This window comes from Deinococcus maricopensis DSM 21211, assembly GCF_000186385.1.
In the GTDB taxonomy this organism is placed as follows: domain Bacteria; phylum Deinococcota; class Deinococci; order Deinococcales; family Deinococcaceae; genus Deinococcus_B; species Deinococcus_B maricopensis.
The window spans coordinates 1830423-1853588 of the sequence record NC_014958.1 but is presented as its reverse complement, the minus strand read 5'-3'; the positions used below and the strand labels follow the sequence as shown (position 1 = coordinate 1853588).

The window sequence follows — 23166 nt, the reverse complement described above, 5'->3', positions numbered from 1 at the left end:
CCCCGGAAAGGACCGTCATGAACAAGAATCCTGCCCTTCGCGCGCTCGGCCAGGCGCTGTTCTGGGTGCTGATCGCCGCCGTGCTCTTCTACATCCTGTTCCCGTTCTACTGGGCGATCAAGACCAGCCTCACCAACTCCGCGCAGCTCAGCAGCCAGGCGCTGCAGTGGTTCCCGAACAATCCCACCTTCCAGAACTACGTGGATGTGTTCCGCGGCCAGCCGTTCGGCCGCAACCTCCTGAACTCGCTGGTCGTCGCGGTCGGCACGGTCATCATCAGCCTGCTGCTCTCCGCGCTGTCCGCGTACGCGCTCGGGAAGTTCCGCTTCAAGGGCAAGTCCATCCTGATGTACATCATCCTGGCGGTCAGCGTGTTCCCGCAGATTGCCGTGCTGGGCGGCATGTACACCACGATCCGCACGCTGAGCCTGTACAACACGTGGTGGGGCCTGATGCTGTCGTACATGATCTTCACGCTGCCGTTCACGGTGTGGGTCCTCACGAGCTTCGTGCGGGACATCCCCACCGAACTGGAGGAAGCGGCGTTCGTGGACGGCGCCACGCCCATGCAGACGCTGTTCCGCGTGCTGCTGCCTGTCATGACGCCCGCCCTGGTCACCACCGGCCTGCTCGCGTTCATCAACGCGTGGAACGAGTTCCTGTTCGCGCTGACCTTCACCAGCGACGACAAGGCCAAGACGGTGCCCGTCGCCATCGGGCAGTTCAGTGGCGCGAGCATCTACGAGAATCCCTTCGGGCTGATCATGGCCGGCAGCGTCATCGTGACGGTCCCGCTGATCATCCTGGTGCTGATCTTCCAGCGCAACATCGTGTCCGGCCTGACCGCCGGCGCCGTGAAAGGCTGAGCAGCGCCCGACGAGAGCGGCCCCGGCGCGCGCCGGGGCCGCTCTCGTTCCGCTCGCCCCTTGGCGGCGCTCCCCTGCGGCGCGTAGATTGACGGGCGATGATGGCCCGCGCGCAGCGCCCGGACCCGCGCCGCGTGCGGCGCGGACGGACCATCAGCATGCTCGTCGCGCTCGCCCTGGTGAGCTTCAGCCCGAACGCCGCGTACTACCTCGGGCACCTGTACGGCCGCGTCGCCCCGCGCGACACGCCCGAACTGCCTCTGGCGCCCGTGCCGGACGCGACCCGCGCGGACATCCAGGCGTACGCCACCACCCTGCCGGAGTTCACGGCCGCGCTCGACGACCTGCGGCCCTCCGACCGGCGCCGCGTGACGCTGCTCGAACGGCACTTCCGGGTGTACCTGCGCGCGCGCGGCACACTCGGGCGCGCGCAGGCAGCCAGCCTGATGCGCCTGATCGCCGCGGAGGTTCGCAACCAGAACCCCGCCCGCGCACGCCGCAGCGTCTTCAGCAGCCCCGAAGCGGCCCTCGCGGACGTGGAGCGGTGGCTGGCGTTCCTGCATGACACGCTCGCGCGCCCACAGCGCGGCACGTCCGCGCAGCTCGCCGCGCGCATCCGCGCGCACGCGCCCGTCCCCATGGCGCCGGACGTGGTGTTCGGGAACCGCACGGGCCTGCTGCGCGCCGCGAACGCCCTGCACCTCTCCCCCGCCATTCTGGCCGCCATCGTCGACAACGAGCAGGCCGGGCAGGCCAGCGGGTACGGCCTCGCGGGGCTGCTGCGGACGTTCACGGACACCGCCGCGCAACGCGCCGCGCAGACGTACGGCGCGAGCGGCCTGACCGGGCGCCTCTCGCAGACGGTCGGGGTCGCGCAGATGTCCTGGCAGGACGCGCTCGGGCAGGAGGAACGCCTGCGCGCGCACGGCGTGCACCTGGCGCGCTTCCCGCGTACCGAAGCGCAGGTGCGCGCGCTGCTGAACCGGCCCGCACCGAACCTGCTGCTGAGCGCCTCGCGCCTCGCCGGCTACCTGAACCACGAGGTCGGCGCGGGCCCGCTCGACGTGCGCCGGCACACGGACGCGTGGGCGTTCTTCACCGGCCCCGGCTGGCACAACAACCCGGCGCTCGCGTCGAGCGGGCAGACGTGGCCGTACGCGTGGAACGGGTTCTTCAAGGCGTGCCTGTACGCGCGCGCGCTTCCCTGAGCGCGCGCAGGCCCTTACGGCGTCCCCGCTCCCGGGCGTTCAGGCCTCTTCAAGGCTGCGCACCTGATACTCCGCAGTGCGCCCCCCCAGGCGGACACTGAACGTCTCCCCCACGCGGCGGCCCAGCAGCGCCGCGCCGACGGGGCTCTGCGTGCTGATGAGCGCCACCCCGTCCACGCTGCCGGTGGCCTCCACGGGGCTCACGAGGCGCACGCGCCGCACCTGCCCGTTCTCGACGTTCAGCAGCGTCAGCGTGCTGCCGAGCGCCACCGCGTCCGACGTGCTGGCCGGGAGGACCTCGGCGTCCGCGATCATGCCTTCCAGTTCCTCGATGCGCGCCTCGATGGCGGCGAGGTGCTGCTGCGCCTCGGTCAGGCCGAGACTCTCGGCTTCGTTCGCTTCCATCTGCTCGCGCAGGACGCGCCGCGCCTCCTCCGCGCGTTCACGTTCACGATCGAGACTGCCCTGAAGGCGCTGCAAGCCCGCTGCGGTGACCTGAATGGGGGATGCCATGATTGACCGTCACGGTAGCAGACGCGCGGCCTGCGCATCTGCAGTGTTCGTTCATCCGCTCACGGCAGCGCGGCCACGTCGGCGGCGGTGGGCGCGTACGCGCCGGGCCGGGCGCACGCGGCGGCGGCCGCGCGCAGACCGTACCGCAGGTGCTCCACCCAGGTCTGCGCCTCGTGCTGCACGGCGTGAGCGAGCGCGCCAGCGATCAGGGCGTCACCCGCGCCGACCGTGTCCGCGACCGTTACGAGCGCGGCCGGCAGGTCCGCGCGGCCCGCGGGCATGACCAGCGTCGCGCCGTGCGGGCCGCGCGTGAGAATCAGGGGTGCACGGGCGTTCAAGCCGCGCACGGCGCGCAGCGCGTCGTCCTCGCTGACGTCCGGGTAGAAGAACGCGAGGTCCTCGTCGCTGAACTTCAGCAGGTCCGCGTGCCGCAGCACCTCCTCGAAGACGGGGCGCGTCGCCGGGTCCCGGTGCGGGGTGCGGGCGTTCGGGTCGAAGCTGACGCGCACGCCGCGTGCGCGCGCGGCGTGCATCAGGGTCACGAGGGCGTCCGCGAGCGGCGCGCGCGTGAGGCTGATGCCGCCCAGGTGCAGCCACTTCGCGGCGGCCCACCAGCCGTCCGGCAGGGTGTCCGCGTCGAACGCGAGGTCCGCGCTGCCCTCCCCTAAGAAGCGGTACGCGGGCGGCGTCAGCTGATGCACGACCGCCATGAGGGTCGGGCGGGGCACGCGCTGCAGGAACCGCAGGTCGAGGCCCGCGTCGGCGCTCGCGCGGGCCAGGTCGTCACCGAAGTTGTCGTCGCCCACGGCGCCCGCGAACGCGGCGGGCACGCCCAGGCGCGCCGCGGCGCGCGCGACGTTCCAGCCCGCGCCGCCCGGATGGGCGCGCCAGAGGTCCCCTCCAGCCGTGACGAGGTCCGTGAGGGCCTCACCGGCACTCACGATCAGCGGAAGGTCGCGGGGCACCTCGGTATGGGCGGTCATGGCGGCGAGTGTACCGCGCCGAACCCGCCGCCCGGAAGCCGCTCAGCGCAGCACGTCGTCCAGGTGCGCGGCGAGGTCCGCAGGGTCGTCGAACGTGAACGCTTCGGCGTTCACGCGTTCATCCCCGCCGGCGCGCAGCAGCGCCACGCGCACGTTCGCGCGTTTCGCGGCTTCCGCGTCGAACGGCGTGTCGCCCACCATCAGCGCCTCGTGCGCGCCCACGCCCAGTTTCTGCAGCGCCGCGTGCAGGATGTCCGGTTCGGGCTTGCTGGCCTCCACGTCGTCAGCGGTCACGCGGTCCGGCACGAGGTCGCGCACGCCGATGTGCTCCAGCAGCGGGTCGATCACGTCGCTGTCGCCGCTCGTGCCGAGGATCACGCGCAGCCCCCGGCCGTGCAGGGCCTCCAGCAGCTCACGCGCGCCGCGCGTGGCGCGCAGCTCCGGGATCATCGGCTTGAAGTGTTCCGCCCACGCCTGCGTCAGCCCCTCGCCCCGCTCGCTGTTCGGGTCGACGTCCGCGACGCGCGGCAGCAGCTGATCGCCGCCCATGCCGATCAAAGGGCGCACGTCCTCGAAGGTCCGCTCGATGCCGAAGTCACGCAGGGCCGCCACCCACGCGCGGGCGTGCGCGTCGTTGCTGTCCACCAGCGTGCCGTCCAGATCCATGATGACCGCTCGGATGCTCATGCCGACCACCCTACGCGCCCGCGCGCGCGCGCCGCCTTGAGCGGCCCTTACGGAACGCGCACGCCCGCGCGGAGCGCGCCGCACACTGAAACGCATGAGTGAAACGGCCCCCCGAGTCATCGTGACCGGCGCGGCGCGCGGCATTGGCCGCGCCATCGCGGAACTGTACGCGGAACGGGACGCGCGCGTCCTGATGGTGGACCTCCACACGCCTCCAAAGTTGCGCGGCGCGCGTGGCCTGCGCGCCGACATCGCCACGCCCGGCGGGCGTAAACGCATCGTGGAGGGCGCCCGCACCTTCCTGGGCGGCGTGGACGTCCTCGTGCACAACGCCGCGTTTCAGGGCGCGCCCGGCGGCGTGCTGGACGTCCCGGAGGACGGCTGGGCGCAGGCCATCGCCGTGAACCTCACGGCGCCGCTCCTGCTCACGCGCGCCGTCATCGACCTGATGCCGCGCGACGCGGCCATCGTGAACGTCGCGTCCGTGCAGGGCCTGTTCGCGGAGCCGGGGAACGCGGCGTACAACGCCACCAAGGGCGGCCTCGTGAACCTCACGCGCGCCATGTGCCTGGACCTCGCGCCGCGCGGCGTGCGCGTGAATGCGGTCGCGCCCGGCGCGATCGCCACGGAAGCCGTGGAGGACGCCATCGCCGCGACGGACGACCCGGTGCAGACCCGCCGGGACTACGAGGACCTGCACGCGCTGCGCCGCATCGGCGAGGCGCGCGAGGTGGCGGAAGCGGTGTACTTCCTGGGGTCGAAGGCCGCGAGCTTCATCACGGGCGCGATCCTCCCGGTGGACGGCGGCATGACCGCCAGCTTCATGATGGCGGGCCGGCCCGTCTGAGGGCGGGTCAGTCGGCGCGGTAGGTGCGGAACGCGCCGGTCAGCAGGGCGCTCGCCTCGCGGGCGCGGACGCCGCCCTGCACGTCCGGGCGGTGCCCCCAGGCGTACGCGAGGACGTCCGTGACGCCGCCGAGCGCGCCGAGCTTCGGGTTGCGCGCGCCGAACACGATGCGGGACACGCGCGCCTCCAGCGCGGCGCCCAGGCACATGGGGCACGGTTCGAGCGTCACGTACAGCGTGCAGCCCGTCAGGTACGCCGTGCCGAGCGTGGCGGCGGCGGCGCGCAGAGCGTCGAGTTCCGCGTGGCGGGTCATGTCGCCGTGCGCGCGGGCGGTGTTCGCGGCGCGCGCGACAACCTGACCGTCCGGGCCGGTGATGACGGCGCCGACCGGGACCTCCGCGTTCCCGAACGCTTCGCGGGCGGCGGCGAGGGCCTCCCCCATGGCCACGTGGTCCAGGTCGGCGGGCGCCCCGGTCGTCTCGGCCGCGCCGACCGCCCACACGGGCGGCTGCAGTCCCACCCACTGCACGTCCGCGCCGAGCGCGAGCACCCACACGGCGTCGCGGTTCGCGCGGGGCACCTTGCGGTCCGTGAGGACGTCGCTGAGCTTACGGGTCCCGCCGGGGAGGCGCACGCGGTCGCCGGGTTGCCGGTGGCGGAGCGTCCAGCCGGGCGGGATGGGGAACTCCGGCGTCGGCGTGGCCGGCGGCGTCAGGTGCAATTCCCCGTCCGTGACGGTCACGGTGCGCGCGCCCGGCAGGGTCACGTGCGTCGTTCCGCCGTTCGCGAGGGCGTCCGCGAGGGCGTCCACGTGCTCCGCGTGGTAGGCGGCGCGCGCCGAGCGCAGCGCCCGCGTGACATACCGGCGCCGCACCGCGCGCGGCAGGGCTCCTTTCGGCATGTGCGGCGTCACGCGCGCTGCCAGCGCCTCCAAGGCGGCGTCGTCTTCCCGCGCGAGCCGCGCGGTCCGCGCGAGGCGGTCCTCGGCGCCCGCCTCGCGCGCTGTGAGCACCGGCATCACCGCGTGCCGCACCCAGTTGCGCGTGAAGTACGTGTCCGCGTTGCTGGGGTCTTCCCGCCATGCCTGCGCGCGAGCCTGGAGGTACGCCTCCACGTCCGCGCGCGCGGCGCGCAGCCACGGGCGGCGCACGTGCCCGTTCGCTTCCGGGATGCCGGTGGGGTGCGCCTCGCCGCGCAGCGCCTCCATCAGGTACGTTTCCGCGTCGTCACGGGCGGTGTGCGCCGTGAGGATCACGTCCACCCTGCGCGCCTTCGCGGCGCGCGTCAGGAACGCGTAGCGCAACGTCCGCGCGGCCGCCTCCACGCTCCACCCGCGCGCGCGCGCCACCCGCGCCACGTCCGCGCCGCCCACCTCGCACGGCACGCCCAGGCGGGCACACACGTCCTGCACGAACGCCACGTCCTGCGCGGAGTCCGCGCGCAGCTGATGGTCGAACGTCGCCGCGACCACGCGCGCGCCCGCCTCGTGCGCCCCGAGCAGCAGCGCCACGCTGTCCGCCCCGCCGGACACCGCCACCAGCACCGCCCGCCCCGCGTAGGGGGCGAGCGGCTCCAGCAGACGCGCGAAGCGGTGCACGCGCGCATTCTAGGGTGACTGGACGGGTCAGGGGCCGGGCGGCGCCTACCGGTCCTCGACCTCCTCGGTCTTCTTCAGGTACACGCGCGGTTCGTTCAGGCCTGCGTACGCGTACGCGACGGGCATGTGCGGGCTGTTGTGCCACCAGCCGATCTGCCCGTCGGCCTTGATGGCGATACCGCCCCCGTCGCCGCCGACGCGCAGGCGCATGGCTTCCAGCACCTCGCGCATCGCGTCGTCCGGGGTGTGGTCCGGCAGGCGGTGCATGAAGCGCGCGGCCGTCATCATGCGCGCGATGCTCTCACCCTCGCCGCTTAGCGCGAGGGCGCCAATTCCGTCGTCCGCGTAGAACCCGCAGCCGGGCTGCGGGGAGTCGCCCACGCGGCCTGCGCGCTGCCCGCTCAGCCCGCCCGTGGACGCCCCCGCCGCGAGGTGCCCGTCCGCATCCAGGGCGACGCAGCCGACCGTGTCGTGGTCCTCGTACGCCGCCCGCTGCTCCGGCGTGATCAGGTCCTCGGGCGCGCACAGTTCCGCGCCGGACTCCCGCGCGAAGCGGCGGGCGCCCTCGCTGATCAGCAGGATTTCCTGCTCGCGCAGCAGGCGCCGCGCGACGGAAATGGGGTGCCGCACGCCCGGCAGGCCCGCCACGGCGCCGACGTCCAGGGTGGCGCCGTCCATGATGGCGGCGTCCATCTCCACCTGTCCGTCCGCGTTCAGGGCCGAGCCGTACCCGGCGTTGTATGTCGGGTCGGCCTCCAGCACGCGGATGGCGGCCTCCACGGCCTCCACGGCGCTGCCGCCGCCTTCCAGCACCTTGCGGCCCGCGTTCGCGGCGGCGACGCAGCCGCTGCGGGACGCGGCTTCCTTCCCGGCGGGCACTTCGTGGGCGCCCCCGTGCACGATAATGGCCCAGTTGGGCTTCGGTTCATTCATGGTATGTCCCTTGGTGTGGAGTGTCGTCCGGGAACCCCCCGGCGGGTGCGTGGGCACTGTTGAAGTTGCGGATCTGCGCCCAGGTGTCCTCGACCTCGGTGGCGAGCAGCACCACCAGGTCGCCCTGACGCGCGGCGCGCAGCGCGTGGTCCACGGCGTCCGGCTCGGACAGGATGGTCGTGAGGTGCTCGTCGGCGAAGCCCGCGCTGCGCGCCCCTTCCGCGACGAGGCGCGCGCCCTCACCGGGCGCGCGGCCGCGCCGCAGTTCGTCCTCGCGGATGATGATCTCGTCGAACGCCTCCGCGGCAATTTCGCCCATGCGGCGCATGTCGTCGTCGCGGCGGTCCCCGGCGACGCCGACCACGCCGATCACGCGGCCGCGTCGCGGGCGCATGTGCTGCACGAGGTCCCGCAGGTACTCCAGGCCGGACGGGTTGTGGGCGTAGTCGAGGAGCACGCGGAACGGGTGGCCTTCGTAGAGGTTCAGGCGTCCGGGGCTCTGCTCGAACGACGTGCTGAAGCTCCCGAGCGCCGCGCGGATCACCGGCAGCTCCACGCCCTGCGCGACCGCCATGGCCGCCGCCGCGAGGGCGTTGGCGATGTTCACCTCCGCGAACCCGCCAAGCGTCGCGGGAATGTCCCGCGCGCGCATGATCGGCAGGCGCTGCCCGTCCTCATACAGGACCAGTTCGTCCCCCAGCACGGTCGGTTCGCGGACGACGGCGGTGCCGCCGTCGTTGATGTGCTGCTGCAGTTCCGGGGAGACGGCAATGCCGCCGCGCATGGAGAAGAACGTCACGCGGCCCTTTGCCTTGGCCCGCATCGCCAGCGTGAGGGGATCGTCAGCGTTCAGGACGCTGGTGCCGGTGTCCGTGACGACCTCCACCACCAGGCCCTTCACCCACGCGAGGTCCTCGACGGTCTTGATGCCCTTCACGCCCAGGTGGTCCGGCTGGATGTTCAGGACGGCGCCCACGTCCGCCCGGTCGAACGCGAGGCCCTCGCGGAGGATGCCGCCGCGCGCCGTTTCGAGCACGGCCACCTCGACGTTCGGGTCGCTGAGGATGACCTTCGCGCTTTTCGGGCCGGTGGTGTCGCCCGTCATGATGAGTTCGCCGTTCACGTAGATGCCGTTCGAGGTGGTGAGACCCACGACCTTCCCGGCGTGCCGCATGATGTGCGCGACCATACGCGAGGTGGTGCTCTTCCCGTTCGTGCCGGTGATCGAAATGATCGGCATGCGGCACGGCGTGCCCTTCGGGAAGAGCATGCTCAGCACCGGCCCGGCGACATTCCGAGGCTGCCCCTCGCTGGGCTGCAGGTGCATGCGGAAGCCCGGCGCGGCGTTCACCTCCACGATCCCGCCGCCCGTCTCGTGGACCGACTGGGAGATATCCGGGCTGATCAGGTCAATGCCGGCGACGTCCAGACCGATCACCTGCGCGGCGCGGCGCGCAATGGTCAGGTTCTCCGGGTGCGTCACGTCCGTGCGGTCGACGGCGGTGCCGCCGGTGGACATGTTGGCGGTGTCGCGCAGGAACACCGTTTCGCCCGCCGCGGGAACGGTGTCCGGCGTGCGGCCGGCGCGCTCCAGCAGCCGGAGGACGTGCTCGTCAATGCTGATACGCGTCATGACGTTCTCGTGCCCGTCACCGCGGCGCGGGTCCTCGTTCACGGCGTCCACGAGGGCGCGGATCGTGCGCGTCCCGTCCCCCACCACGTGCGCTGGGACGCGTTCCGCCACGGCGATCACCTCACCGTTGATTACCAGCACGCGGTGGTCGTTGCCGGCGTAGTACTGCTCGACCACCACGTCCCGGCTGTGCTGCCGCGCCTCCTCAAAGCCCCGGTGGATGTCTTCCGGCGCCGTCAGGTTCAGGGACACGCCGCGCCCGTGGTTCCCGTCGAGCGGCTTCGTCACGACCGGCCCGCGCAGGCGCCGCGCCGCGCGCACCGCTTCGTCCGCGCTGCGCACCACGGCGCCCTGCGGCGTCGGCAGGCCTGCGCGGTCCAGCAGCCGCTTCGTGAGGTCCTTGTCGCTCGCGGTGCTCGTCGCGATGAACGGCGTCATGCTCGTGATGCTCGCCCGCACCTGCCGCTGGTACCGGCCGTACCCCAGCTGCACCAGGCTGCCCTCATCGAGGCGCAGGTGCGGAATGCCGCGCCGCTCCGCTTCACTCACCAGCGACTGCGTGGTCGGCCCGAGCGCGTACCGCCGCACGAGGCGCCGCAGGTCCCCCAGTTCCGCCTCGAACTCGAACGGGTCCGCCGGGTCGAGCGCCACGACCTTGCCAGGCAGCAGCAGGTCCACGTCCTCCAGCGCCGGCGGTCCCTCCGGGAGCAGGCTGTGCACGAGGCGGAGCGCCACCGCCCCGGCGATCAGGCCCACGCGCTCCTCCACGTACCGGTACAGCACGCGCGCGCCCGGCGCCTGCCCCCGCGCGGGCCGCGCCGTGCCCGACCGGACGGGCGTGCCCGCCAGGGTCTGCAGCTCCAGTGCGACGTGCTCCACCACGTCCGCCACGCCCGCGTCCTCCTGCAACCAGCGCGTGAAGTCACCCGGCACGCCCCGCGCGTGCCCGTGCAGGCCCGGCAGCAACTCCACCAGGCGTTCCGTCAGTCCGGCCAGCGTGCCCACCCGGACGCCTTCCAGCGCGCCCAGATCCAGCTGCACGCGAATCATCGGTTCGTACCCGTACACGTTCGGCCCGCGGTACACCTGCGTCTCAAGCACCCTGATGGGGGTAGTGGGCGCTGGCGAGCCTACCGGCCCGCCAGCGTCCGCGCCCAACTGTTCGTTCGTCACGTGCGTTACCCCTTTCCGTGGCCCTGCTGGAGGTTGAAAACTACCCGCACGGTACCGCCTGACGCCACCCGCGTCCCCCGAGCAACCCTTGAGCAAAGCCGCACCTTGTCCTTCACTTGCATGAACGGGCATTCACGCAGCGCGCCACCCGCCCACGCTCAGGGCCTCAGGCGATGCCAGCCCGAGCTGCCGACCGGTAGTGGGGCACGCCGCAGCGCCCCTGGAGGCCCCCCGGGTTCACTTCATGCCGTGTCCCCGGCGCTGGTCGCGCGCGCCGTCCAGCCCGTACAATCCGCGCATGACGCCTCGAGTTGGTGACCTCGCCCCGGACTTCCGCGCGCGCAGTGATGACGGGCAAGACGTGAGCCTCGCCGCCCTGCGTGGACGATGGGTGGTGCTGTACTTCTACCCGCGCGCGTCATCGCCCGGATGCAGCGTCGAAGCGCGCGCCTTCGAAACCGCCCTCCCGGAATTCGAGCGGCGCGGCGCGACCGTCATTGGCGTGAGCACGGACACGGAAGCGAAACAGGCGCTCTTCCGGGACCGCTGCGGCCTGAGCTTCCCGCTGCTGCCCGACGGCGACAAGGTCATCGCGCGCGCGTACGGCGCGGTGGGCGTGGTGGGCGGCCTCCTGAACATGGCGTCACGGCGCACGTTCCTGATTGACCCGGGTGGACGCGTCGCGCACGTGTACCGCGTCCTGAACGTGGGCGGCCACGCCACCGAGGTGCTGGCGGACCTTGACCGCCTGCGCGCGGAGCAGCCTGCGCGGGCGAGCCTGTCCTGAACGCACAACCAGACGGGAAGCGGCCCCTCAGCGCGGGCCGCTTCCCGTCTGGATTTACAGGCGCGGCTTGGCGATGACGTTCGTGAGTTTCAGCTGGTCGCCCATGACGGTCGACCCGGCAGTGAGGCTCAACCCGAAGTACCCCTGGCGGGTCTTCACGGCGGTGTTCAGGGCCGCGCCAGTCAGCACCGCCGCCTGCGGCGTGCCCGCCTTGAGGGTGAGGGTACTGATCCGGTTGTTCGTCTCGCCCGCGACGGGGCACAGCACGTACCCGCTCGCGGCGGTGCTCTGGTCGCAGCCGGTGAAGTTCGTGCGGACGTACATGTCCGCGCTGGTGGCCGTTCCGAGCAGGGTGGTGTACAACGCGTTCGCCTCGATGGTGACGCTGGTGATGCTCGCCACGCGCGGGTCGGCGTCCGCGACGGCGTTCGTGGTGGAGTACGCCACGAACCCGTTGTTGGCGCTGGCGGCAGGCAGCGTGATGGTCACGTCCGGGAGGTTGAAGTTCCCGAGGGGAATCAGGCCCGTGCCGCACGAGGCGAGCAGCGCGGCGGGCGCGAGGAGCAGCAGCAGCTTCATGCGCCTCAGGGTAGCAGGGCCGCGCGCGGGGACGCTCAGCGCCGCGTGATGGTCCCTTGAGCTTGTGCGGGGCGCACGGTTCGCGCGGGCTACCACCCTGCGAGCCTTACCCGGGCGTCCTCCGGCCACCAGGGCCGACCCGACGAGCCTCAACGGCGCCGTCCGCTGGACGGGGCGCCACTGCCCCATCCGGCCTCGGCTGCAGGCCAGGCGGGCCCGCCCGTGATTCAGTACGCGACGTCCTGAATGACCGGGTGCAGGAGCACTTCGTCCACGCGGACGTGCGCGGGCGCCGTCAGGGCGTAGGTGACAGCCTGCACGATGTCCTCGGGCTTGAGCCACGCGGCCTTGTACTCGGCGCCCTGTTCGGTGTCGCCGAAGTGCGTGTCGACCATGCCGGGGCGGATTTCGGTAACGCGCAGGCCGTACGCGTGCCCCTCGTGCGCGAGGGCGTGCGTGACGGCGCGCTGGGCGTACTTGCTGGCGGTGTACAGCGCGCCGTTCGCGAAGGTGCGGGCGGAGACGTCGCTGGTGACGTTGATGACCTGCCCGCCGCCGCGCGTGCGGAAGTGCGGGATGAGGGCGCGGGTGGTGAGGATCGTGCCGAGAACGTTGGTGTCCATGACGCGGTGGTACACCTCGGGGGTGATGTCCTCGACGGGCATGAACGCGCCGACGCCGGCGTTGTTGATGAGGGCGTCCACGCCAGCCTGCGCGGCAACAGCGGTGAAGGCGTCGACGCTGGGTTCGCTGGTGACGTCCAGGGTCAGGAAGGTGACGCCGGGGAGGTCGAGGCCGGTGATGTCGCGCGCGCCGGCGATGACGGTCGCGCCGCTGGCGGTGAGGTCGCGGGCGAGGGCGTAACCGATGCCTTTGCTGGCGCCGGTGATGGCGATGGTGCGGCCGTGCAGGGGCTGGTTCATGACCGGACTGTACCGCGTGCGTCAGGACTTAGCCTGTGTGCACGTGCGGGCGCAGGTCCGGGAAGGCCGCACGGAGTTCCCGGGCGAGCTGCTGAAGGCCCCAGACTTCGCTGCGGCGGTGCCCGAGCGCGACGATGCCCACGCCGAGTTCGTGGGCGCGCGCGAGGGCGCCGGGGCGGAGCTGACCGGTAACGTACACGTTCGCGCCGTGGTCGTGCGCGGCCTGGAGGAGTTCGGGGCGCATGGCGTTCATGAGCGCCACGCGCGCTGCAGGGCGGGTGGGCGGCCGGGTTTCCTCCACGCCGCCGAGTTCGTCCGTGAGGGCCGCGAGGAGCGCCGGCCAGGTCGCTTGCGGGGGCGTGGCGGTCAGGCCGTACGTTCGGCCCTGGTGGTCGAGGGGGCGAAGGTCGCGCCACTGCAGGGCGTGAGCGAGGGCGTGGTTCTGCCCGGTCGTGAGGTGCGCGTCGAAGCCGTCGTGCGCGGTGAGAACCCCCAGGGGGGCGTACCGGTCACCGAGGCGGAACGCGCGGTGCAGGAACAGCGCGTCCGCGCGGGGTGACTGCGGCAGGTCGTCCGGGTCGAGGGCGAGCGCGAGGTGACGCACATCCGGCGGGCCAGGGCGCCAGAGCGGGCGCGGTTCCTGCAGGCGCGACTGAAGCCACGCGGCGAGGGCGTCGAGGGTGGGCATCAGAAGGCGTACCGGACGCGGCAGTCCGGGAGGTGCCGCGCAAGGAGTTCGCGGAACTCGCGGACCATGCGGCCCTTGAAGCCGGTGCGGTAGCGGACGTTGTCGCCGCCGTGTTCGCTGCGTTTGGTTTCCTGGAGTTGCGGTTGCCAGAGGAGCTGCTCGGCGCGCGGGTGCCAGCCGAGGTTCACGTCGTGCAGCTGTTCGTTGTGCGTCAGGAAGATGATTTCGGCGGCGAGCTGCGCGCGGGCGCGGGCGCTGAGCGTGTCATTCAGGTGCGTGAAGAGCTCCGCGTAGTCGTCACGCCAGCCTTTGTAGAGGATGACGGGGCTGAAGTTCAGGTGCACCTCGTACCCGGCGTCCACGAAGTCGTTGATGGCGGCGATGCGTTCGGGGATGGGCGTGGTGCGGACGTCCACGATGCGCGCCACGCGACTCGGCATCAGCGAGAAGCGGATGCGGGTGCCGCCACCCGGGTCGTACTGGAGAAGGTCACGGTTCACGTACTTCGTCGCGAAGGACATCTTGGCGCCGTTCAGGTCGCGGTAGAGGCGCACGAGGTCCTGGACGTTGTCGCTGAGGGTCGCGTCGACGCTGAGGTCGCTGTTCTCCCCGAGGTCGTACACCCAGTCGGCGGGGTCCACCTGGTTCGCTTCGGGTTTCGGGCCGAGGGTGCGGGCGTGGTCCGTGAGGAAGTCCAGCGTCTGCTCGATGTTCACGAAGGTCGTGATGGGGTTCGCGTACCCCTTGCGGCGCGGGACGTAGCAGTACGCGCACGCCATGGCGCAGCCGTTGGCGGGGCCGGGCGCGATCCAGTCGGCGCTGCGACCGTTCGCGCGCATCGTGAAGCTCTTGCGCACGCCGAGAACGAGGACGTCGCGTTTCGTGCGCACCCAGTCGTGAACCAGCCCGGCGTTGCCGTGCAGGCCAGGGATGTTCCAGTGGGAGGGCACCTCGATGCGCGTGGCGTCCGGGTAACGCGCGAGGATCTGCTGGCCGCGCGGGTATCCGGGGACGGCCGGTTCGAGGTAGATGGTGGTGGGGCGGAGCAGCGGCGCAGACGACATGGGCGTTCTGCGGGCAGCGTAACGCGAATGGGGGGTCAACACCGGGTGATTGCCCACGAGGGACGGTATCCTGCCCGGATGAAGGTCAGGATCAAAGCAGGCCGGGAACGCAAACTCCTCGGACGCTACCCGTTCGGGCACGCCGGCGACATTCTCGACGCCGACGCCGGCATCAGCGCGGGCGACGTCGTCGACGTACACGCCGAGGGCGGCGCGTTCATCGGCCGCGGGTACTTCAACGCGGAGGGCGCCACGCCCCTGCGCATGCTCACGCTGGAACGCGAGGACATCGGTGAAGCGTTCTACCGCCGCCGCCTCCGCGCGGCCCTCGCCCGCCGCGAGGGCCGCATCACCGGCACGGACGCCCTGCGCGTCTCGCACGCCGAAGCGGACGGCCTGCCCGGCATCATCGCGGACAAATTCGGCAGTGTGCTCAGCGTGCAGCTGCGCAACGCCGGCGTGGAACGCCACCGGGACCTGATCCTGCGCGCGCTGCGCGAGGAAACCGGCGCGACCGCCGCGTTCGAACGCAGCGACACCGGCGAGCGCCGCAAGGAAGGCCTGGACCTGCGTGCCGGCGTGCTGTGGGGCGACCTGCCCGACAAGGTCACGTTCCACGAGGACGACCTTGAGCTGTTCTTCCGGCCGTTGGAAGCGCAGAAGACCGGGTTCTTCCTCGATCAGCGCGACAACCGCCGCCTGATGCGCCGCCTCGTGCCGGAGGGCGGCACGTTCCTCGACGCGTACAGTTACACGGGCGGGTTCAGTCTGCACGCGGCCCGCGCGGGCGCGAAAGCCGTCGCGGTGGACAAGGACCCCGTGGCGCTCGGCACGCTCGAAGCGGTCGCGCGCGCGAACGGCCTGGACCGCCACACGGGCGTGCGCCTCGGCGACGCGATCGAGGTGCTCACGCAGCTTGAACGGGAAGGGCGCACGTTCGACGCGGTCGTCCTCGACCCGCCCACCCTCGCCAAACGCAAGGACGACGTGCCGCGCGCCAAGCGCGTCTTCACGGACGGCACTGCCCGCGCGCTGCGCATGCTGAAGCCCGGCGGGCACCTGCTGATCAGCACGTGCGCGCATTACATCCGCGTGGACGACCTGCTGGACGCTGCGCGCGTGGCAGCCAGCGAGGCGGACGCAAGCGCGGAAGTTCTGGACGTCACGTACCAGCCGGCCGATCACCCGTGGCTGCTCGCCGTCCCGGAAAGCCTGTACCTGAAAAGCATCCTGCTGCGCAAAGACTGATTGGCAAAACGAGGGGACGGGGTGACATCACCCCGTCCCCTCGCGTCATTTCACGGTTCATGTTCATGGTTGCGAGGACTTTCACGCCGCGCCGCGCTTACTTTATTCGACGATTTGCTGCAGACGCATTGCCTTCCTGTATGTCTTGAGGACACTGAACATACCCATTAATCCAAGAATTAAAATGGCATACTTTATATATCCATCTTTCAATAAATAATAAAGAAACATCAGCAACAAGATACTCAGGCTATGTATTGTAGGCAAGAGGATATTTGTGCGGCTACTCTTTACAAGAATATATTTTTTATAAATTTGAAGCATAATCAGAATAAAACCTGATACATTTACCAAAAGAGACGCTTCACTTAAACAGATTAATCCAAAAGCTATGCATAATACATTCATCGAGCCGAATTCAGTCGCGCCGCTGATGATGCTCTCTTCAGAAGCTGTGAAAACCCCTGCTTCGTACTGCTTACGTGCAGCATCGGGTGAGCCAAGAGCCTCAAGCGCGTCATCCCAGGCTCGCGGCGTAGCCGTTCCCTGCATCCGTGCAGCAGCCACAGCTGACTCGAGTGTGGCCTGAACCTCCGAAATCACACGTTTTCGGGCCTCAGCAGCCAGGTTTCGCGTGACAGCGTTGGCCCAGTTCATCAGCAGCTGCGCCTGCCGAGCATCTCCGCCCCGTTCCATGGCCCAGCTTTCCCAGGCCGCTCTCTGGAATGCGCGCTCCACCCTGTCCGGCATTCACCCATCATGTCAGACGCACAGTCCAGCCGGCTGCCGATTTAGACCTTGAGGACAAAACGCGCAGTGTTTTGGAGCGTCAGCGTCAACAACAGACAAATTTGACGCCGCCGACCGTTTTATCCGCAGGCTCTTACCTGAATATTTTCCGAACGCCGGTTCCCTGACCAAATCTAGCCTGCATGGCCCGGGGGTGCGTCTCTCTCCCGACGCTTGAGCCTTGCCGCGTGGCTTCTTGCTAGGCACGGTGAACGACCGCGCACGTCAGTCTACCCTGCGGGCCACCTGCTTCCTGAGGGCACGGCGGACGAGCAGGGACTGATGGACCGCCGGGACCATGACCGCCAGCAGCAGTGGCCACATCCACCAGTGAGCGGGTCCGCTGGCATGCAGGTTCAGCAGGAACACGGCCAAGGCCAAAAGAGCCAGCAGGACTTCCAGCAACAGCCACGCGCGCCAGGCGTGCGCGCGCGGGCGTCGCCGCCAAATTATCCACCAGAAGGCCCAGCGCACGAAAAAGCCCGCGCCCAAGACAATGAGGGCAGGGTGCGCGGTGGTCAGCGGAAACAAGGCCGTGGTCGTCCAGAAGAAGCCCAGGGCCGCGTCCTGGCGGGGGTTCGGGGCGTGGGCGCGCAGGCTGCGCTCCTCGGCGGCGGTCAGTTCCCGGGCGGCCCAGCGGACGCGCGCGTGGCGAGGGTCGCCGAGGGTGGTGAGGGCGGCGACCGTGGCGGTTTCGGCGGTGCGCCCGTGCTGCTGGTGCGTCTGTGCGGAGCGGCGCACCTGTTCGCGGATCTCGCGGCTCAAGCGGCGCTGGGGTTCGGCAGCAAGACCGTGCGTGGCGACGCGCAGCCACGCCTGAAGGCGCTCGTCGTTGGCGAGGGCGGCCTCGTGCTGTGCCATCCAGTGTTCCAGTTCCGCCTGCGTCCAGGGGACCGCGTCGGTCGTCATGCCTCAGGGTGACATGGGCGGCGCGGATCGTCGCGCGGAGTTGACGCTCCTGAGGGCGGGGCCGCTAAGCTCAGGCATGACGCCGCAATCGCAGGCCATTGAGTTTCCCGCGCCGGGCATCGTGCCGTACCGGGGTGGGTGTGTGACGGAGCCGGCGCTGTTCGCGCTGGATTACCTCGTGCATTGGCGCGCGAACGTGGCGGTGCGGGGTGTGGTGCATGAGGACGTGCCGGTGCTGGCGTTCCTGCGGGATGTGGAGCGCGCGCCCGAGGCGTTCGGGGTGACGGCGGCGGAGGCGCGGGTGGCGCGCGAGCGGTTCCTGGACGGCGCCGGGCAGGCGTTGGAGGCGGAGGGTGGGCAGCGAGCATGGCTGGCGAAGGAGTTCGGCCTCTGAGTCTGGCGTTCTGCGGGAAAGGGGTGTCGCCGGGCGCCCCCGCGCGCCAGGGGGACGGCGGGCGGGTTATTTCGGGGTGGGTTCGCCGAACGCGGGGACGGGCGGGACGGCGGCGAGCATGTAGATGCCGAGGCCGATCATGATGACGCTCACGGCGATGTACACCAGTTCGGTGTTGCGGACGGTTTTGCTGACGCGCCAGTTGCGGGCGGCGGTGACGCCGCTGACGATCAGCAGGATCAGGCCGAGCAGGATCAGGATGTAGCCGAGGTTCATGCCCCACCGTAGTCTCGTGGGTTGGGGGGGCGCGTTGGGGTTTCGTTGAGGGTGGGGGCGTGCCGGGGTGGCCTTCATGGGGCTGTCAGGTGCTTCTCGTGGTGGGCGCGTACGGTGAGCCATGTTTGCCAAACGCCTGACCTTGACTGCCGCTGCGCTGGCCTGCGTGGCCGCGTGGGAGTTCCGTCGCGCTCGTACCCGTCAGTCCCTGCGGGGGCGGGTCGTGGTGATCACGGGGGCGTCCACGGGGATGGGGCGGGCGGTGGCGCTGCTGAGTGCCGAGCGTGGCGCGCGGGTGGTGCTGGCCGCGCGGGATGAGGTGCAGCTGGAGCGCGTGGCGCAGGATGCGCGCGCGCTGGGCGCGGAGGCGCTGGTGGTGCCGACGGACGTGACGGACCGCGCGCAGGTGCAGGCGCTCGTGGACGCGGCGGTTGACCGGTTCGGGCGGGTGGACGTGATGTTCAATCACGCGGGGGATTACTTCGTGGACAGCGTGGAGCACAGCGAGGAGGCGCGGGTGCGCGCGCTGATTGATGTGAACGTGATGGGCGTGCTGTACGGCGTGCAGGCGGCGCTGCCGGTGATGCGGCGCCAGGGGGGCGGGCACATCATCAACACGGCGTCGGTGGAGGGGCGCGTGGCGTTCCCGTACACGGGCGTGTATGCAGGGACGAAAGCGTTCGTGGAGGTGCTGACGCAGGCGTTGCGGCAGGAGTTGATGCACATTGAGCGGACGGGCGTTCGCGTGAGTGCGCTGCTGCCGGCGGCGGTGCGGACGCCGCTGTTCGACGTGGGCGTGAACGTGAAGGCGGGCGGGCGGGGCGCGCACCTGGTGCGGCCGGTGCAGGAGGCGACGCAGGTGGCGCGCGCGGTGGTGGACGCCATGGAGGTGTACCGTCCGGTGATCTACCCGTTGCGGCTCGCGCAGGGTTTCCCGGTGCTGTACGACCTGCTGCCGGGGCTCGCGGACCGGGTGCACAGTCACCTGCGCGTGGACGCGCACACGAACCTGATGAGTTACCGGGAGCGCGGCACGAACAGCGCGGAGAAGCCGATCCCGCCGGTGGTGCAGGATGGTCGCCTGATCGGGTAGGCGTAGGCGGGGGTGGGGCGCCTGCGGGCGTTTGCTCCGTTCAGGTTGGTTGGTGGACGGCGCGGGCGAGCGTGCGGACGCCGCGTTCGATGTCGTCCGGCGTGAGGTGCGCGTACGCGAGCAGGATGGTGGGGTCGTGCGGGCGACTGGTGTACGCGCCGAGGACGCTCACGCCGATGCCGGCGCGGGCCGCGCGGGCCTGCACGGCGTCTTCGGTGAGGGGTGGGGGGAGGCGCGCGGCGAGGTGCAGGCCGCCGTGCGTGCCGGGCAGCGCCCAGTCGGGCAGGTGGCGCTGCAGGGCGGCGCGCAGCGCGGCGTGGCGTTCGGCGACGTGGGTGCGGGCGCGGCGGACGTGCCGGGCGTACCCGCCGCCGCCGATGAAGTCGGCGAGGGCGAGGGCGTCGAGGGTGGCGGGGGCGCGCGCGGCGAGCGGGCGGGTGCGGGCGAGCGTGTCGAGGACGTGTTCGGGCGCGACGAGGAACCCGGCGCGGACGGCGGGGGCGAGGCTGACGCTGAAGCTGCCGACGTGCAGGACGGCGTGCGGGGCGAGGCCCTGGAGGGCCGCGGCGGGGCGCGCGTCGAAGCGGAAGTCGCTGTCGTAGTCGTCCTCGATGATCCACGCGCGCGCGCGGTCCGCCCAGGCGAGCACCTGCAGGCGCCGGGGCGCGCTGAGGTGCGCGCCGGTCGGGAATTGGTGCGCGGGCGTGAGGAACAGCAGGCTGGCGTCGTCGGGGAGGTCGTGGGGGCGCAGGCCGTCCTGATCGACGGGGACGGGCGCGAGGGTGGCGCCGGTCGCCTGGAATACGGCGCGGGCGGGCGGGTACGCGGGGTCCTCGAGAGCGACGACGCGGCCCGGTTCGAGGTACGTGCGGGCGAGTGCGTCGAGGCTCGCGGCGGTCCCGCCGGTGAGCATGATCATGTCGGGCGTCGCCTGAATGCCGCGTTCGCGGGCGAGGTGGGCGCTGAGGGCGGACCTCGTTTCGAGCGGGCCGAGCGGGTCGTGCGGGGTGGCGCGGGCCGCGTCGGGCGCGCGGCGGGCGAGACTCAGCGCCCACGCGCGCGACGGGAACAGCCCGGTGGGTGTGCGCCCGAGGCGGAAGTCCAGCGGGGACGGCTGGCCCGCGTCGGGGTGGTCGCCGGCGAGGGCGCGGCGCGCCCAGGCGCTCAGTGGGGCGCGTTCGGCGGGTGGGGGCGTGGTGGCGGGCCGGCCGGCGTGGCTGATGAAGGTGCCGCTGCGTTCGCGGGTGTGCAGGAACCCTTCGGTGTGGAGGCGCTCGAAGGCGTCCGCGACGGTGTTGCGTGCGAGTCCCCAGTGGGCGGCGAGGGCGCGCACGCCGGGGAGGCGGTCGCCGGCGCGCGCCTGGCCGTCCAGTATGGCGGTGCGGAGGCTGCGGTACGCGCGGCGCGCTTGCGTCTCGCCGGGTTCGGCGTCGAGGAGGGGGGGCGGGTGGGCGCGCACGCGCTCAGCATAGGGTGGGAACCGTGGAGGCGTTCACGGCGCGGCGCGCGGGCGGGCCGCTAGAATTGAGGGGTGGCCGTGCCAGTGAGTACGTTGTTGCGGGAGTACCAGGATTACGTCATGGCGGACCGGTTGCGGCGCGCCGTGGGGGGTCGGCTGGTGCCGCGCGGTCCGGTGCTGACGTTGGCGCTGTACGCGCGTAAGCGCCTGGAGCGTCAGGAGCTGGCGCAGGCGCTGGTGCAGAAGCGCATTCCGCTGGCGGGCCTGCGCGAGATTGATCGGCTGACGGATGAGATGTCGTTCGGGTTCTGGCATAACCCGTCGGAGGTGGCGGCGTTCCTGCGGGGCGCGGCGCGTATGGGCGGGCATCCGGCGTTGGAGCGGACGGACGCGTTCCTGCGGCTGCTCACGCCGTCGGAGCGGTTGCGTCTGGGGGAGGCGCGGGCGTTGACGGTCGCGAACTATTACCTGACGTGCCTGCGGCTGGCCGCGCCGGGCCTGGATGCGGGGACGCTGGAGCGGACGTTCGCGCGGCTGGACGCGGTGCACCTGCCGATGTTCGTTGACGCGCTGGCGCACGTGGAGTGACGCGCGGATGAGTGTCTGGTCTCCCCTGCGAGCGTTGCTGGCCCGGCCGTGCGCCGGGTGCGGCGGGAGTTTGGGTGGGGCGCGGGGGCTGTGCGCGTCGTGCGTGGCGCTGCTGCACGCGCAGGTGAGTGCGCACAGTCCGCTCACGCGGGAGGTGACGCCTCATCTCGTGAGCCTGGGGACGTATAGGGGTGTGGTGCGCCGGGCGGTGCGGGACCTGAAGTATGCGGGCGCGCGCGACGTGAGCGTGCCGTTGGGGGTGGCGCTCGCGCGGGGCGTACCGCCGGCGTGGGCGGTGGAGGTTGTGACGAGCGTGCCGATGCCGCGCGCGCGGGAGGCGGAGCGCGGGTTCAACCAGTCGGCGCTGCTGGGGCGGGTGATCGCGCGGGAACTGGGCGTGCCGTACCTGCCGCTGCTGGCGCGGACGAGCGCGCAGGCGGGGCAGCAGGCCAAGGTGAGTGGCAGCGAGCGGCGCGCGCACCTGGCGGGGGCGTTCCGGGCGGTGGCGACGCCGCCGGCGCGGGTGCTGCTGGTGGATGACGTCCTGACGTCCGGGACGACGCTGGCCGAGTGCGCGGCGGCGCTCACGGCGGCGGGCGCGCAGGAGATTCGGTTCGCGGTGGTCGCACGGTAGGCGAGGGCGGCGACGCCAACAGGGTCGCCGCCCTCGCCTACCGTGCCGGGTGGGGTTCAGGGGTTGCGTTCGCCGGCGCGGATGGGCACGCCCAACCAGTTGTCGCGGGGCGGCAGGGGGCAGCTCCAACCGTCGCCGTAGGCGCAGTAGGGGTGGTAGGCGTAGTTGAAGTCGAGGTGCACGGTGGTTTCGTCGGCGTCGTGCGTGAGGGGCGCGTCGAGGTAGCGGCCGGCGCCGTAGGTTTCGGTGCCGCTGGTGGCGTCGCGGAAGGGGATGAACACGCGGTCGGGTCGATCGTCGCCGTCGGGTGCGTAGAGGGTGAGGGTGGCGTCGCCTTCGGGGGTGCGGAGGTGGGCGGTGCCGTAGCGGGTGAAGGGGCGTTCTTCGCCGGTGGTGGTGGGGAGGGTGATGGTTTCCGGTGCGGCGCGCATGACCGGGACGCTGAGAGCGTAGCGGTCGTCGGGGGGGTAGTACGCGAGGCCGGTGAAGTCGCGCAGGGCGGCAGCGCGCAGGGGGCCCTGGGGCGTGCGGAAGTGGGCGTCCTTGCGGGCGCGGTGCGCGAGGAGCGCAGCGTGGGCGTCGGGGGCGTTCACCAGTCCACCGTGTGGGGGATGCCGTCCACGTCGAGTTCGTCGCCGCGTCTGATTTTCTTGCGGCGGCGCGTTTCAATCTCGCCGTTGAGGCGGACGTAGCCGCCCTGGATGAGCATTTTGGCGACGCCGCCGGTGTCCACCAGGCCGCGGAGTTTCAGGTAGTCCTGCAGGTCCATGACGTCTTGATCCATGGCGTTCAGTATGCGTCGGGCGTGGCGCGCGGACCCGCACGCCGGGAAGTGAAAATTATTTGTCATGGAAAAGTAAGGTGTGGAAATAAATACTGATTCATGGCCCCCCTGCCTGCCCGTCTGCTGGCCGTCCTGGCCTCCGTCCTCGTCGCCTCGCCCGCGCTGGCGCTGCCCGGCCTGAACGGCGAACTCCGCGTCAAGAGCGGCGCGTCCCCGTGCCTGCGCGTCCGCGTGCAGGTGTGGGAGGACGCCACCCGCACGGGCGACGTGTACCTGAACCCTCAAGGCGCCCACACCATCAAGCTCGGGCAGGGCCTGCCCACCTTCCAGGTCGGCCACACGTACCGCGTGAACGCCGCGTGCCTGAAAGCCACCGGCGCCGGCAAGGTCATGGGCCTGAACTTCAAAGCGGACTCGCGCCTGCTGCAGGTGGAATTCCTGCCGGACGGCTTCTCCATGCGCTTCCTGGGCGCCGCCACCTGCAGTTACAAGACCGGCACCTGCAACTGAA

The 23166-nt window shown here is 71.3% G+C and carries 26 protein-coding genes; 10 read left to right on the top strand and 16 right to left on the bottom strand.

What is annotated here, in order from left to right; all coding sequences use genetic code 11:
- Window positions 1-17: 17 nt before the first annotated feature.
- Window positions 18-866, top strand: coding sequence for a carbohydrate ABC transporter permease (locus DEIMA_RS08720; RefSeq protein ID WP_013556877.1), 849 nt, complete (start codon window positions 18-20; stop codon window positions 864-866).
- Window positions 867-964: 98 nt separating this feature from the next.
- Window positions 965-2074, top strand: a complete 1110-nt coding sequence (locus DEIMA_RS08715; protein WP_013556876.1) for a hypothetical protein — start codon at window positions 965-967, stop codon at window positions 2072-2074.
- Between the two features lie 39 nt (window positions 2075-2113).
- Here the strand turns inward: DEIMA_RS08715 and DEIMA_RS08710 are convergent, their stop codons facing one another.
- The 3 genes from DEIMA_RS08710 to DEIMA_RS08700 are packed head-to-tail and all read right to left on the bottom strand — an operon-like array spanning window position 2114 to window position 4257.
- Window positions 2114-2587, bottom strand: a complete 474-nt coding sequence (locus tag DEIMA_RS08710) for a GreA/GreB family elongation factor (protein ID WP_013556875.1) — start codon at window positions 2585-2587, stop codon at window positions 2114-2116.
- Between the two features lie 59 nt (window positions 2588-2646).
- Complete coding sequence (locus DEIMA_RS08705) at window positions 2647-3570, bottom strand: carbohydrate kinase family protein (protein WP_013556874.1); 924 nt, start codon at window positions 3568-3570, stop codon at window positions 2647-2649.
- A 42-nt stretch (window positions 3571-3612) separates the two neighbouring features.
- Window positions 3613-4257 carry an HAD family hydrolase gene (locus DEIMA_RS08700; protein ID WP_013556873.1) on the bottom strand — a complete coding sequence of 215 codons (645 nt, stop codon included), beginning with the start codon at window positions 4255-4257 and terminating at the stop codon, window positions 3613-3615.
- 94 nt (window positions 4258-4351) lie between these two features.
- Between DEIMA_RS08700 and DEIMA_RS08695 the strand changes: the two genes are divergently transcribed.
- Window positions 4352-5104 (top strand): SDR family NAD(P)-dependent oxidoreductase, encoded by a 753-nt coding sequence (locus DEIMA_RS08695; protein WP_013556872.1) that lies wholly within the window; start codon window positions 4352-4354, stop codon window positions 5102-5104.
- Window positions 5105-5111: 7 nt separating this feature from the next.
- Here the strand turns inward: DEIMA_RS08695 and tilS are convergent, their stop codons facing one another.
- Genes tilS through cphA form a run of 3 tightly spaced genes read right to left on the bottom strand, consistent with a single transcriptional unit; the run spans window position 5112 to window position 10368 of the window.
- Window positions 5112-6701 carry a tRNA lysidine(34) synthetase TilS gene (gene tilS / locus DEIMA_RS08690; RefSeq protein ID WP_013556871.1) on the bottom strand — a complete coding sequence of 530 codons (1590 nt, stop codon included), beginning with the start codon at window positions 6699-6701 and terminating at the stop codon, window positions 5112-5114.
- Window positions 6702-6746: 45 nt separating this feature from the next.
- Window positions 6747-7634 carry an isoaspartyl peptidase/L-asparaginase family protein gene (locus DEIMA_RS08685; RefSeq protein WP_013556870.1) on the bottom strand — a complete coding sequence of 296 codons (888 nt, stop codon included), beginning with the start codon at window positions 7632-7634 and terminating at the stop codon, window positions 6747-6749.
- Window positions 7627-10368, bottom strand: coding sequence for a cyanophycin synthetase (gene cphA, locus DEIMA_RS08680; protein ID WP_245528306.1), 2742 nt, complete (start codon window positions 10366-10368; stop codon window positions 7627-7629). Before cphA ends, DEIMA_RS08685 begins: the two co-directional genes overlap by 8 nt.
- Before the next feature lie 370 nt (window positions 10369-10738).
- On the opposite strand from cphA, the gene DEIMA_RS08675 reads away from it, so the two are divergent.
- Window positions 10739-11227: a peroxiredoxin gene (locus DEIMA_RS08675; protein ID WP_013556868.1), complete on the top strand. Its 489-nt coding sequence runs from the start codon at window positions 10739-10741 to the stop codon at window positions 11225-11227.
- Between the two features lie 54 nt (window positions 11228-11281).
- Here DEIMA_RS08675 and DEIMA_RS08670 read toward each other — a convergent pair whose 3' ends face one another.
- From DEIMA_RS08670 to DEIMA_RS08655, 4 genes are all read right to left on the bottom strand, one after another.
- Window positions 11282-11806 (bottom strand): hypothetical protein, encoded by a 525-nt coding sequence (locus tag DEIMA_RS08670; RefSeq protein WP_013556867.1) that lies wholly within the window; start codon window positions 11804-11806, stop codon window positions 11282-11284.
- 227 nt (window positions 11807-12033) lie between these two features.
- Window positions 12034-12729: an SDR family oxidoreductase gene (locus DEIMA_RS08665; RefSeq protein WP_013556866.1), complete on the bottom strand. Its 696-nt coding sequence runs from the start codon at window positions 12727-12729 to the stop codon at window positions 12034-12036.
- Window positions 12730-12757: 28 nt separating this feature from the next.
- The gene (locus DEIMA_RS08660) at window positions 12758-13417 is read right to left on the bottom strand and encodes a Nif3-like dinuclear metal center hexameric protein (RefSeq protein ID WP_013556865.1); all 660 of its coding nucleotides are present in this window, start codon (window positions 13415-13417) and stop codon (window positions 12758-12760) included.
- Window positions 13417-14481, bottom strand: a complete 1065-nt coding sequence (locus tag DEIMA_RS08655; protein ID WP_013556864.1) for a spore photoproduct lyase family protein — start codon at window positions 14479-14481, stop codon at window positions 13417-13419. The genes DEIMA_RS08660 and DEIMA_RS08655 overlap by 1 nt, the downstream gene beginning before the upstream one ends.
- 78 nt (window positions 14482-14559) lie before the next feature.
- On the opposite strand from DEIMA_RS08655, the gene DEIMA_RS08650 reads away from it, so the two are divergent.
- On the top strand, window positions 14560-15729 hold the full coding sequence (locus DEIMA_RS08650; protein ID WP_013556863.1) for a class I SAM-dependent rRNA methyltransferase: 1170 nt from the start codon (window positions 14560-14562) through the stop codon (window positions 15727-15729).
- A 102-nt stretch (window positions 15730-15831) separates the two neighbouring features.
- Here DEIMA_RS08650 and DEIMA_RS17925 read toward each other — a convergent pair whose 3' ends face one another.
- Together DEIMA_RS17925 and DEIMA_RS08645 are read right to left on the bottom strand one after the other, a co-directional pair.
- On the bottom strand, window positions 15832-16479 hold the full coding sequence (locus DEIMA_RS17925) for a hypothetical protein (RefSeq protein ID WP_148234933.1): 648 nt from the start codon (window positions 16477-16479) through the stop codon (window positions 15832-15834).
- 264 nt (window positions 16480-16743) lie between these two features.
- Window positions 16744-17427 carry a hypothetical protein gene (locus DEIMA_RS08645; RefSeq protein WP_013556862.1) on the bottom strand — a complete coding sequence of 228 codons (684 nt, stop codon included), beginning with the start codon at window positions 17425-17427 and terminating at the stop codon, window positions 16744-16746.
- 76 nt (window positions 17428-17503) lie between these two features.
- Between DEIMA_RS08645 and DEIMA_RS08640 the strand changes: the two genes are divergently transcribed.
- Window positions 17504-17821 carry a hypothetical protein gene (locus DEIMA_RS08640; protein ID WP_013556861.1) on the top strand — a complete coding sequence of 106 codons (318 nt, stop codon included), beginning with the start codon at window positions 17504-17506 and terminating at the stop codon, window positions 17819-17821.
- A gap of 66 nt (window positions 17822-17887) precedes the next feature.
- Here the strand turns inward: DEIMA_RS08640 and DEIMA_RS08635 are convergent, their stop codons facing one another.
- The gene (locus DEIMA_RS08635) at window positions 17888-18097 is read right to left on the bottom strand and encodes a hypothetical protein (protein WP_013556860.1); all 210 of its coding nucleotides are present in this window, start codon (window positions 18095-18097) and stop codon (window positions 17888-17890) included.
- A 121-nt stretch (window positions 18098-18218) separates the two neighbouring features.
- On the opposite strand from DEIMA_RS08635, the gene DEIMA_RS08630 reads away from it, so the two are divergent.
- Window positions 18219-19190, top strand: a complete 972-nt coding sequence (locus tag DEIMA_RS08630; protein ID WP_013556859.1) for an SDR family NAD(P)-dependent oxidoreductase — start codon at window positions 18219-18221, stop codon at window positions 19188-19190.
- Window positions 19191-19230: 40 nt separating this feature from the next.
- Here the strand turns inward: DEIMA_RS08630 and pdxR are convergent, their stop codons facing one another.
- Window positions 19231-20649: a MocR-like pyridoxine biosynthesis transcription factor PdxR gene (pdxR, locus tag DEIMA_RS08625; RefSeq protein WP_013556858.1), complete on the bottom strand. Its 1419-nt coding sequence runs from the start codon at window positions 20647-20649 to the stop codon at window positions 19231-19233.
- Between the two features lie 72 nt (window positions 20650-20721).
- On the opposite strand from pdxR, the gene DEIMA_RS08620 reads away from it, so the two are divergent.
- Both DEIMA_RS08620 and DEIMA_RS08615 read left to right on the top strand, forming a co-directional pair.
- Window positions 20722-21237, top strand: a complete 516-nt coding sequence (locus tag DEIMA_RS08620; protein WP_245528305.1) for a hypothetical protein — start codon at window positions 20722-20724, stop codon at window positions 21235-21237.
- A 103-nt stretch (window positions 21238-21340) separates the two neighbouring features.
- On the top strand, window positions 21341-21871 hold the full coding sequence (locus DEIMA_RS08615; protein ID WP_342622106.1) for a ComF family protein: 531 nt from the start codon (window positions 21341-21343) through the stop codon (window positions 21869-21871).
- A 56-nt stretch (window positions 21872-21927) separates the two neighbouring features.
- Here the strand turns inward: DEIMA_RS08615 and DEIMA_RS08610 are convergent, their stop codons facing one another.
- Both DEIMA_RS08610 and DEIMA_RS08605 read right to left on the bottom strand, forming a co-directional pair.
- Window positions 21928-22464: a DUF1684 domain-containing protein gene (locus tag DEIMA_RS08610; protein ID WP_013556855.1), complete on the bottom strand. Its 537-nt coding sequence runs from the start codon at window positions 22462-22464 to the stop codon at window positions 21928-21930.
- Window positions 22461-22655, bottom strand: a complete 195-nt coding sequence (locus DEIMA_RS08605; protein WP_013556854.1) for an RNA-binding S4 domain-containing protein — start codon at window positions 22653-22655, stop codon at window positions 22461-22463. The genes DEIMA_RS08610 and DEIMA_RS08605 overlap by 4 nt, the downstream gene beginning before the upstream one ends.
- Before the next feature lie 99 nt (window positions 22656-22754).
- Between DEIMA_RS08605 and DEIMA_RS08600 the strand changes: the two genes are divergently transcribed.
- Window positions 22755-23165, top strand: a complete 411-nt coding sequence (locus DEIMA_RS08600) for a hypothetical protein (protein WP_013556853.1) — start codon at window positions 22755-22757, stop codon at window positions 23163-23165.
- Window position 23166: the final 1 nt, after the last annotated feature.